Below are 11,218 nucleotides of genomic sequence, written 5' to 3'. Positions count from 1 at the left end.
GTTGTGGGCAGCCGCCCCGGCCGCCTCCGCCGCCGGGTGCCCACCACCCGCGGGCACGCCCTCGTGCGAACCGCCCGCGGGTGCGCCGTGGGCAGCCGCCCCGGGGGCCTCCGCCCCGGCCAGGTGCTCGGACGCGGCGGGCAGGCCGCGGCTACCGGCGGTGCCCCCTGCACCCTCCGCCCCGGCCGGGATCTCCGCCCCGCCGGCCCCCGGGACCGCCCCGTGCGGCACCTCCACCGCCGGTGCCTTGAAGTGCTCGTTGACCGCGGCGCCCGCGGCGTGCAGGCCGGCGGCGCTCGCCCCGCTCAGGCCGGAGCCGAGCAGGCTGTGACTGTCCACCGTCCCGGTGGTCACGACCTGGGTGACGACGTCGGCGCCGACGCCGGCCGCACCGGCCGTCACCATCTTGCCGGGGACGGTCTTCAGGGCCCCGCCGAGGCCCACCTTCGAGCCGGCCGCGCCGATGCCCTTGCCCAGCAGGTGGCCGGAGGCGCCCGCCACCGCGCCGCCCGCCGCGTTGTCGCCCAGCTCCTTCAGGTCGAGGCTCTTGCGGTGCCCCTCCAGGATCTGGATGCTCTGGGCGAGCAGGTTGATGGCCGCCATCTGGACGGCCTGCTTGGCGGCGAACTTCATCGCCTCCATGGCCAGTTTCTTCAGGATCTGCTGGACGGCCGTCCGGCTGATGCCGACCATGACCGGGATCTGGGCCAGCGACAGGCCCGCGGTGAACGGTGCCTCCACCTCGGCCGTGGCGATCTCGACCGCGAGGATCCCCAGCTGGGCGATGATCTGGATCTTCGCCGTCTCGGCGGAGTTGGCCATCGACTCCAGCATGTCGCCCATGCCCTCGCAGGCCTTGGCCAGGCCGGGGAGGGCGCCGGGCTGGGCCTCGCCCTTGCCGACGGTGAAGTTGTCCCAGTACTGGGACAGTCCGGTGGCCGCCACGCCGACCTGACCCTCCAGCGCGCGCTTGACGGCGGCGTCGGCGGACTCCGCGACGTCCGTGAGGGTCTGGGCCATGTCCCGCCAGTGCCCTGCCATGCTCCGCAGGTTGTCCTCGTCGGCCTCGGGCCAACGCGTACCGGACAGCAGCAGCAGGACCCACTGGAGGGGTTCGGGAAGTTCGGTGGCCATGGTCAGCGCCTCCCGCCGGTGTGCGCCATCGGGCCGACGTGGGGGGCGGGCAGGGTCGGGGCGACGGGTCCGGGCGCCTGGGGCACCGCTGCCGCCGCGGGGAGCGGGTCCGCGGGGCCGGCGGCCGGGCCGGCGTCCCCATCGCGGCCCTTGAAGGTGTTCACGAGGTTCCGCTCGGTGTGCTCGTAGTTGTCCGCCATCCGCTGCAGGCCCTCCGCGACCCGGCGCAGCGCGGCCGGGAGACCCTTGAGGCCCTTGAGCGTGCCGGCGCTGTACGCGAGGTAGCCCTTCTCGCCCTCGGCGAACTGGTGCCCCGCGTGGTCGTTGCCCCACGGGTTGGTGGCGTTCATGCTGGTCAGGACGCTGTCCAGGGCGAGGTACGCGGAGGAGACGCGGTCCGAGGCGGAAAGCATCGGGGAGACCGCCGCCCGGTACTGCGCGGGGTGGGCCTCGAAGCCCGTCCCGGCGTCCTTCGCGGGAGCCGCCGGTGCGGCCGCTCCCTTGGCGGGCACGGCGACCGCCGCCGTGGCCGTGGCGAGCCCCGGCTCACCCGGCGGCGGCGCGCTCGCCGCCGGGGTGGGGGCGGGCGGAGCGGCCGCCTTCATCTCCGTCACGAGCCCCATCGCGGGGGCGGGCTCCCCCGCCTCCCCGGGCCCGTGGACCTTCGTACCGAACCGATCTTCCATGACACTCTCTCCCCGATGTGCCCGCCGCCGGTCTGGCGACCTGTCAGCGGTGTTGCCGCGGGCGGCGGCCGACGGCCGACCGCACGCGTGACTACTCGTCGTTCCCGGGCCGGCCGGCGCCGGGGCTCTCCCCCGGGGCCGCCGGCCGCCGTGCCGCTCCGGCGGGAGCGGGCTTGTCGAACTCCCCGGCGGCCGCCAGCTTCGCCAGGGCGGCGCGCAGCTGAGGGCTCGGCACCTGGTAGCCCCCCTCCTCCCGGAGCTGGGCCGGCTTCCCTCCGGCGTCCGGCCCGGCCGGCGCCGCTCCCACCGGGCCCGCAGGTCCCCGGACGGCCCCGCCCTGCGGGTACGCGGCCGGGGCCGCCGGCCGGCCCTCCGACCGGCTCTCCGTCCGACCTTCCGGCCGGCCCTCCGTCCGTCCTCCGCCGGCCTCGGCACCGTCTGTGTCCGCAGGACCCCCGCTCCCCGCGTCGGTCCCCAGCACCACACTGGTCAGCTGCGTGAGGAGGTCGTCTGCGGGCGCCGGCGGGTGCTCCTCCCCGGCGGCTTCGGCCTGCGGAACTCCCGCCCGGGGCTGTTCGGCCGCCTCGGTGCGGGCGCCGTCCACCCATCGCTGATGGGCCCGCTGCTCCTGCCGGTCGCCGGCCGGGGCCTCGGTGGCCCGGCCGTGGATGCCGGAGTCGGCGATCACCTCGTCCTCCTCCGGCCCCTGCTCGACGACCAGGCCGGGCCTGCGCTTGCCACGTGTCCCCTTCTTGCCGCCGCCGTGGCCCGCACCGTGCACGCCGCCCGGGCCGGGGCCGGGGCCCCGCCCGGCGGCGCCCGCTCCGGCGGTGCCCGCGCCCGCTCGCAGGCCGGTCCCGACCGCACCCGAGCCCAGCGTCTGCCGTGTCGTACCGGTCGCGCCGTGGCCGACCGCACCCGCCCGGCTGCTCACCCCGGCGGCGGCCGCCGCCGTGGCGGGCGGCACCCCGAAGCCCGCACTCGTGAAGGAGGGCATGGCACCCGCCCGGGCCCGGACCGCCGACCCGCCGCCGACGGCCCTGCGCCCGCCGACACCGCCGGCACCGCCCGCAGCACCGCCCGGACCGGGCGCACCCCCCGCGCCGAACACGCCCGAGGACGCGCCCCCCGTACCCGCCGGGTCGCCGGCCCCGCCGGAGGAGAGCCCGCCCTGCGCAGCGGTGCCCGTGGAGACGCCGGTGAACCCGGCCAGGTTCAGCCCCGGCACGGCCGTACCGCCCGGCCGGCAAACCGGTCCGCTCTCCCGGCCGGGCGCCCCGTCCCGGGCGGAGTCGGTCCGCGGCGCGTCCAGCGGACCGAGACCGGCGAGCACCGGCCGCGCGTCAGCGCCCGTTGCCCCTCCGGTGCCCGAGCCGGGGGCGCCGGCACCGGCGCCCCCGGCGCCGGCGTCCGGACTTCCCGCACCCCCGAGCGCGCAGGCCTGTCCGGCGCTGTCCATCCGGTCGACCGGACCGGCGGTCTGCCGGAGCACCGCGTCGACGTCCGCGCTCGCCAGCGCCACCTGCTGCCGGCACGAGTCCACCGCCAGCCTGACGCCCTCGGACTGCGCGGCGGCGACGGGCCCGGCCCCGGGCGCAGCACCGGGCGCGGCCCCTGGCGTGCTGCCGTCGAGGTACTCCTTGGTCGACCTGAGCTGCTGCACCATGGCCGCCTTGGTGCGGCCGACGGTGCCCGAGGCCTCGTGGAGGCAGCGCGCCATCGCGAGCCCGCTCTCCAGCACGGTGACGGCATGGGCGTCGTCGCGGCCGGCGTACTTCTCCAGGTACTGCTGGAAACCGTCCGCGGCCGCCCCCGACATGTGGGCCGCGGCCTGCTGCGCACTCGCCACGATGGCGCGCACCCGTGGCTCGGCCGCGGTGTTCCAGGCGTCCCACGCCCGGGCGAGCTCCGCGAGCCGGTCCTCGTCGGCGTCGGGGAAGGCGATCCCCGCCCCGTTCTCGTGGCTCTGGAGGGTCGTGAGCACCGCAGCCAGGTCGGCGGGCAACTCGATCATGAAACTGGTCACTTTCTCGGGCGGACCGGGCGGACCGGAGAACCGGGCCGAACCGGCCGACGCAGGCATGCGCGCGGGCCCGGCGGACAGCCGGCGGACGAGCCGGACGGTCGGGTGGAGAAGCCGGCGCGGGAGGCCGGGGACGGTCAGACGGCGGCGGTGCCGGCCGCGGTGCCCGCCGCCGGGGGCAGGACCGGCGACCCGGCGCTCCCGACCAGCCCGTTCAGAGCGGCCGCGTGCCCGCCGTCGGTCTCGCGGTATTGCCGGCACATCAGCAGCAGGTTCTCGGCCATCCGGCCGGAGTTCCCCAGGTAGCGGTGCACGCCCTGGAGCGCCCGCCCCTGCTGCCCGGCCAGCCCGCCGGACGCCGACTCGCCGCCCAGGAGCGCCGCCCCCACCGGACCGGTGCCGTACGAGGCCGGGGAGGCCTGCCGGACGGCGGCCTCGACCTTGGCGGCAAACGGTTCCAGCTCCCGGACGAGGGACTGGATCCTCCTGGCGGCCGCCTCGACCTCGTCGAGGTCGATCCGGAACGACCCGCTGCTCATCCGACTCACGCTCACCATCTCGGCTGGACCACTGACGCTGGTGACCACCATTCCGCAGGCGCGTAACCGCTCGATAAGCGGTTCGTTCGCGGATCACCCCCCGGGCGGCTCCACCGCGCGACCGGGCGGCTCGAAGGCGCGCCGGCGCCCCGCCGGACCCTCCCGGCCTGCGGACACGCGAACGGCGGCCCGCCTCCGACCGAGGCGCGCCGCCGTCAAGAACCGCGTCTGGAGTACCGTCCGGCTGTCCGCCGGGGAGGGGGACGGGAACGGTACGGAAATCGCTAGAGAACCCGCGTCATCGTCCGGTGCGGGATCCCGGCGTCCAGGTACTCCGGGCCCTCGGCCGTGTAGCCGAGCCGCTCGTAGAAGCCCGTCGCCCGCACCTGCGCGTGCAGCTCGACCTCACGCGCCCCGCGCGCGACCCCGGCCGCCTCGACCGCGCGCACCAGCCCGGCGCCCAGCCCGGTCCCGCGCGCCGCCTGCACGACCGCGAGCCGCCCGAGCAGGACCCGCCCCTCGATCCCGCCGGTCAGCTTCAGCGCCTGCTCGCCGTGGATCAGCCGGGCGGTGCCCAGCGGCCGGCCGGCCGCACCGACCGCCAGCAGGTGCTCCGAGGGGCCGTCGAGGTCGTCCCACTCCTCCTCCTCGGCGATCCCCTGCTCGACGATGAACACCTCGCGCCGGACGCCGTGCACCAGCGCGAGGTCCGCCTCGCCCTCGGCCACCCTGATGGTCGTGCTCATCCCAGGCCTCCCGTTTCCGGTTCCGTCAGCTCTCCGACGCGATGATGTCCAGCGCCTTGCGCAGGTCAGCCGGGTACTCGCTGGAGAACTGCACCCACGCGCCGTCCGCGGGGTGCTCGAAGCCCAGCGAGACCGCGTGCAGCCACTGCCGGGTCAGCCCGAGCCGCTTGGCGAGCGTCGGGTCGGCGCCGTAGGTGAGGTCGCCCACGCAGGGGTGCCGCAGGGCCGACATGTGCACCCGGATCTGGTGGGTGCGGCCGGTCTCCAGCTTGATGTCCATGAGCGAGGCGGCCCGGTAGGCCTCGATCAGGTCGTAGTGGGTGACGGACGCCTTGCCGTCGCGGGTGACCGCCCACTTCCAGTCCGAGCTGGGGTGGCGCCCGATCGGCGCGTCGACGGTGCCGCTCAGCGGGTCCGGGTGGCCCTGGACCAGGGTGTGGTACTTCTTCTCGGTCACCCGGTCGTGGAACTGCCGCTTGAGGTCGGTGTAGGCGCGCTCGGACTTGGCCACCACCATCAGGCCGGAGGTGCCGACGTCGAGCCGGTGCACGATGCCCTGGCGCTCGGCGGCGCCCGAGGTGGAGATGCGGTAGCCGGCGGCGGCGAGGCCGCCGATGACGGTCGGGCCGGTCCAGCCGGGGCTGGGGTGGGCGGCGACGCCGACCGGCTTCTCGACGAGCACGATGTCCTCGTCGTCGTGCACGATCCGCATGCCGTCGACCGGCTCGGCGACGATCTGCACGGGCGCGGCGGGGGCGGGGATCTCGACCTCCAGCCAGGAACCGGCGGTCACCCGGTCCGACTTGCCGGCCACGGCGCCGTCGAGCGTCACCTTGCCGTCGGCGGCCAGCTCGGCGGCCTTGGTCCGGGAGAAGCCGAACATCCGGGCGAGGGCGGCGTCGAGGCGCTCACCCTCCAGGCCGTCGGGAACGGGGAGGCTGCGGATCTGCGCTGCGGTACTCACCCGTACGAGTATGCCGGACGCGCGGCCCGCCCCTCGCCCGTCCGCTCCGGGGGCCGGACGCCCCCGTGCTCACTCGCCCCCGCGGGCGTCGCCCTCCGTCTTCGCGTCCTTGCCGGCCTGCTGGTGGACGGTGCCGTCCGGGTTGCTGCCGCGGAAGGAGAGCAGGACGACCAGGATGCCGCCGCAGACGATCGCCGAGTCGGCGAGGTTGAAGACCGCGAAGTGCTGGACGGAGATGAAGTCCACCACGTGGCCGCGGAAGGCGGCCGGCGCGCGGAACAGCCGGTCGGTGAGGTTGCCCAGCGCCCCGCCGAGCAGCAGGCCGAGCGCGATCGCCCACGGGAGGCTGTAGAGCCGGCGGGCGATCCGCCAGATCACCACGATCACGGACGCCGCGATCACGGTGAACACGATGGTCAGCGCCTGGCCCATGCCGAAGGCGGCGCCGGAGTTGCGGATCACCTGGAAGGTCACCACGTCGCCGACCACCTTGATCGCCGCGTGGTTCTCCAGCCGCGCCACGACCAGCAGCTTGGTACCCAGGTCGATCATGAAGGCGACGAGCGCGACGGCCATCAGCACGCCGATCCGCCGCCGGCCCTTCGGCGCCTCCTGCGCCGCCGGGGCGGCGGTCACCTCACCGGGCTCGGCCACGGCCTCCTCCACGGCTTCGGCGGGGGTGGGGACGACGTCGTCCCGCGTCTGGGGGGAACCTTGCGTACTGATGATCCGCTCCGCTGCCGTGACGTGGGTGGGCCGGTGGACTGCCCGATCGAGACGGATCAGGCGACGTTACGGGGTCGAGCGTACGGCAAGCCCGACCCCCGCGTCCGTCCCGGTCAGCGGCGTTCCTGCTTGGCCTTGCACTGGACGCAGAGCGTCGCCCGCGGGAAGGCCTGCATCCGCGCCTTGCCGATGGCCTGGCCGCAGGACTCGCAGGTGCCGAAGCCGACGCCCTCCAGCCGGGCCAGCGCGTGTTCGGTCTGGGCGAGGCTGTCCCGGGCGTTGTTGGCCAGCGCCAGCTCGCTCTCCCGGGAGATGTTCTTGGTGCCGGCGTCCACCTGGTCGTCGCCGGCCCCGTCGTTGGAGTCGCGCATCAGCCCGGTGATGGCCGCCTCGGCCGTGTCGATCTCGTTCTGCAGCCGGTCCAGCTCGCTGATCAGCTCGGCGTGCAGTTCGTGCACCTCCTCCGAGGTCCACGCGTCCTCGCCCGGGCGGACGGGCAGCTCGGCCGGGTCCACCGATTCGGCACCGCCGCCGCGGGCCGCGGCGGCGGCCGGGGCCCGGGTGCGGCCGGGGGCCACGATCGTCGTGTCGTTGCTGGTCTTGTGCCGTGCGGTAGTGGTCACGGTCCCCTCCCCTGGTTCGCCTGCCACGGCCTTGCGTGCCCGCTTGGTGGCGGTACCCGCGGCGGTTGCCTTCTCAGCCATGGCTTCGACCCCATCTACGAACGAATCGAGCCGCCGGTTCCCGGCGGCTTCCAGTGCCGGAACGATAATCCCCATCAAAACCGGTCACAACATGACATACCGACGCCTCACAATGATCCCACCCGGGCAGCCGTCACAGTCGCCCCGCCCGCGCGCTGACCAGAGTTGTGCCCAGATCACCCCCTCCTAACCACCCCCCGCACGCCCCGGCGGCGACGGACAAAACCGACTTGCGGCGGCCGATACACTGGGCCTGCAAGGCGCAGATGGGACGAGTACCGACGTACGCAGCCACCAGCGACCCGGGGACGGTGCGAGCCCGGGGGTGTGCACGGCGGGAAGATCACCCCGGAGCCGCCGGAAGAACGGCCGCCAGGCATCGCACAGCGGCCCACTAGACCCGGCAGCAAGCCCAAAACAAGAGGGCCGCAGGCAGCATCGCGGCCAAGGAGGGTGGTACCGCGGGGCGGCATGCCGTCTCGTCCCTCCGTCGGATCCAGTCCACGTCCGCCGGAGGTTTGACACCCGCGATGACTACCTACAACCCCGTCCCCGCGCAGGTGGATCTGCCTGCCCTGGAGCACCAGATCCTCTCCTTCTGGCAGGACAACAAGGTCTTCCAGCGCAGCCTGGAGCAGTCCGAGGGCCGCCCCGAGTGGGTGTTCTACGAGGGCCCGCCGACCGCCAACGGCATGCCCGGCGCCCACCACATCGAGGCCCGCGTCTTCAAGGACGTCTTCCCCCGCTACCGGACGATGAAGGGCTACCACGTCGCCCGCAAGGCCGGCTGGGACTGCCACGGCCTCCCGGTCGAGCTGGCCGTCGAGAAGGAGCTCGGCTTCTCCGGCAAGCAGGACATCGAGGCGTACGGCATCGCCGAGTTCAACGCCAAGTGCCGCGATTCGGTGACCCGCCACACCGACGCCTTCGCCGAGCTGACCACCCGCATGGGCTACTGGGTCGACCTCGACGAGGCCTACCGGACGATGGACCCGTCCTACGTCCAGTCCGTCTGGTGGTCGCTGAAGCAGATCTTCGACAAGGGCCTGCTGGTGCAGGACCACCGCGTCGCCCCCTGGTGCCCGCGCTGCGGCACCGGCCTGTCCGACCACGAGCTGGCCCAGGGCTACGAGACCGTGGTCGACCCCTCGGTGTTCGTGCGCTTCCCGCTGACCTCCGGCCCGCTGGCCGGCGAGGCCGCGCTGCTGGTCTGGACGACCACCCCGTGGACCCTGGTCTCCAACACCGCCGCCGCCGTCCACCCCGAGGTCACCTACGTGGAGGCCACCGACGGCAACGAGCGGCTCGTCGTCGCCGAGCCGCTGGTCGCCAAGGCGCTCGGCGAGGGCTGGGAGACCACCGGCCGGTCCTTCACCGGCGCCGAGATGGAGCGCTGGGCCTACCGCCGCCCGTTCGACCTGGTCGAGATCGAGGACGCGCACTACGTCCTCAACGCCGACTACGTCACCACCGAGGACGGCACCGGCATCGTCCACCAGGCCCCGGCCTTCGGTGCGGACGACCTCGCGACCTGCCGCAAGTACGGCCTGCCGGTGGTCAACCCGGTCCTCGCGGACGGCACCTTCGCCCCCGCGGTCCCGCTGGTCGGCGGCCAGTTCTTCAAGAAGGCCGACGAGGCCCTGGTCAAGGACCTCCAGGCCCGCGACCTGCTCTTCCGCCACGTGCCCTACGAGCACAGCTACCCGCACTGCTGGCGCTGCCACACCGCGCTGCTCTACTACGCGCAGCCCTCCTGGTACATCCGGACCACCGCCGTCAAGGACGCGCTGATCCGCGAGAACGAGGCCACCAACTGGTACCCGGAGACGGTCAAGCACGGCCGCTTCGGCGACTGGCTGAACAACAACATCGACTGGGCGCTCAGCCGCAACCGCTACTGGGGCACCCCGCTGCCGATCTGGCGCTGCGAGGAGGGCCACCTCACCTGCGTCGGCTCGCTGGCCGAGCTCTCCGAGCTGACCGGCACCGACCAGAGCGGCCTCGACCCGCACCGCCCGTTCATCGACGAGGTCGTCTTCGCCTGCCGCGAGTGCGGCGGCACCTCGACCCGGGTGCCCGAGGTGATCGACGCCTGGTACGACTCGGGCTCGATGCCCTTCGCCCAGTACGGCTACCCGTACAAGAACAAGGAGCTGTTCGAGAAGCGCTACCCGGCGCAGTTCATCTCCGAGGCGATCGACCAGACCCGCGGCTGGTTCTACACGCTGATGGCCGTCGGCACCCTGGTGTTCGACAAGAACAGCTACGAGAACGTCGTCTGCCTGGGCCACATCCTGGCCGAGGACGGCCGCAAGATGTCCAAGCACCTGGGCAACATCCTGCAGCCGATCCCGCTGATGGACCAGCACGGCGCCGACGCGGTCCGGTGGTTCATGGCGGCCGGCGGCTCGCCCTGGTCGGCCCGCCGGGTCGGCCACGGCACGATCCAGGAGGTGGTCCGCAAGACCCTCCTCACCTACTGGAACACCGTCGCCTTCCAGGCCCTGTACGCCCGGACCTCCGGCTGGGCCCCGTCCGCGGGCGACCCGGCCCCGGCCGACCGCCCGCAGCTGGACCGCTGGGTGCTCTCCGAGCTGAACGCCCTGGTCCGCGACGTCGACGCGGCCTTCGAGGCGTACGACACCCAGCGCGCCGGCAAGCTGCTCTCCGGCTTCGTCGACGACCTCTCCAACTGGTACGTCCGCCGCGGCCGCCGCCGCTTCTGGCAGGGCGACGCCGCCGCGCTCGCCACGCTGCACGAGGCGCTGGAGACGGTCACCCGCCTGATGGCCCCGCTCACCCCGTTCATCACCGAGCGGGTCTGGCAGGACCTGGTCGTCCCGGTCGTCCCGGACGCCCCGGCCTCGGTCCACCTGGCCGCCTGGCCGGAGGCCGACGAGGCGCTGATCGACGCCGACCTCTCCCGGCACATGGCGCTGGTCCGGCGCCTGGTCGAGCTGGGCCGGGCCACCCGCGCCGAGTCCGGCGTGAAGACCCGTCAGCCGCTGTCCCGGGCACTGATCGCCGCCCAGGGCTGGGAGGAGCTGCCCGCCGACCTGCGCGCGCAGATCGCCGAGGAGCTCAACGTCTCCACCCTGGAGTCGCTGGCCGAGGTCGGCGGTTCGCTGGTCGACACCACCGCCAAGGCCAACTTCCGGGCGCTCGGCAAGCGCTTCGGCAAGGGCGTGCAGGACGTCGCCAAGGCGGTCGCCGCCGCCGACGCCGCCGTGCTCGCCGCCGAGCTGCGGGCCGGCGGCACCACCGGCGTCGAACTGGACGGCGAGCGGATCGAGCTGAGCCCGGACGAGGTGATCATCACCGAGACCCCGCGCGAGGGCTGGGCCGTCGCCAACGAGTCCGGCGCCACCGTCGCCCTCGACCTGGCGATCACCCCGGAGCTGAAGCGCCTGGGCGTCGCCCGCGACGCGATCCGCCAGATCCAGGAGGCCCGCAAGAACTCCGGCCTGGACGTCGCCGACCGGATCGTCCTGCGCTGGCGCGCCACCACCGAGGAGACCGCCGAGGCCATCGCCGAGCACGGCCCGCTGGTCGCCGAGGAGGTGCTGGCCACCGACTTCGCCGCCGGTGCCGCCGACTGGGAGTCCGAGACCTTCTCCGACGAGAACCTCGGCCTCGCCTTCCAGCTGCGCAAGGCCTGATCCGCCCCGAAGCCGCCGACGGCCACCGGCCCGCGGG

General features: G+C 74.2%; 8 protein-coding genes and 1 pseudogene. 1 reads left to right on the top strand and 8 read right to left on the bottom strand.

Annotation, left to right across the window (positions count from 1 at the left end; genetic code table 11):
* From ABZ885_RS27905 to ABZ885_RS27870, 8 genes and pseudogenes are all read right to left on the bottom strand, one after another.
* A pseudogene (locus ABZ885_RS27905) lies at positions 1-1,134 on the bottom strand (hypothetical protein); the annotation flags it as partial.
* Positions 1,135-1,136: 2 nt separating this feature from the next.
* Positions 1,137-1,820 (bottom strand): hypothetical protein, encoded by a 684-nt coding sequence (locus ABZ885_RS27900; RefSeq protein ID WP_360194207.1) that lies wholly within the window; start codon positions 1,818-1,820, stop codon positions 1,137-1,139.
* A 91-nt stretch (positions 1,821-1,911) separates the two neighbouring features.
* Positions 1,912-3,834 (bottom strand): hypothetical protein, encoded by a 1,923-nt coding sequence (locus ABZ885_RS27895; protein WP_360194204.1) that lies wholly within the window; start codon positions 3,832-3,834, stop codon positions 1,912-1,914.
* Between the two features lie 146 nt (positions 3,835-3,980).
* Entirely contained in the window at positions 3,981-4,382 is a 402-nt protein-coding gene (locus ABZ885_RS27890; protein ID WP_360194201.1) for a hypothetical protein, read from the bottom strand.
* A gap of 284 nt (positions 4,383-4,666) precedes the next feature.
* Positions 4,667-5,128 (bottom strand): GNAT family N-acetyltransferase, encoded by a 462-nt coding sequence (locus tag ABZ885_RS27885; RefSeq protein ID WP_360194198.1) that lies wholly within the window; start codon positions 5,126-5,128, stop codon positions 4,667-4,669.
* Positions 5,129-5,153: 25 nt separating this feature from the next.
* Positions 5,154-6,092, bottom strand: a complete 939-nt coding sequence (locus ABZ885_RS27880; protein WP_360194195.1) for an RluA family pseudouridine synthase — start codon at positions 6,090-6,092, stop codon at positions 5,154-5,156.
* 69 nt (positions 6,093-6,161) lie between these two features.
* Positions 6,162-6,746, bottom strand: a complete 585-nt coding sequence (gene lspA / locus ABZ885_RS27875; RefSeq protein ID WP_360194192.1) for a signal peptidase II — start codon at positions 6,744-6,746, stop codon at positions 6,162-6,164.
* Positions 6,747-6,931: 185 nt separating this feature from the next.
* Entirely contained in the window at positions 6,932-7,441 is a 510-nt protein-coding gene (locus tag ABZ885_RS27870) for a TraR/DksA family transcriptional regulator (protein ID WP_360194189.1), read from the bottom strand.
* A gap of 611 nt (positions 7,442-8,052) precedes the next feature.
* Here ABZ885_RS27870 and ileS point away from each other — a divergent pair.
* Complete coding sequence (ileS, locus tag ABZ885_RS27865) at positions 8,053-11,181, top strand: isoleucine--tRNA ligase (RefSeq protein WP_360194186.1); 3,129 nt, start codon at positions 8,053-8,055, stop codon at positions 11,179-11,181.
* Positions 11,182-11,218: the final 37 nt, after the last annotated feature.

The sequence above is a fragment of the Kitasatospora sp. NPDC047058 genome (assembly GCF_040643935.1).
Classification (GTDB): Bacteria; Actinomycetota; Actinomycetes; order Streptomycetales; family Streptomycetaceae; genus Kitasatospora.
This window is presented reverse-complemented; position numbering and strand designations above follow the sequence as displayed.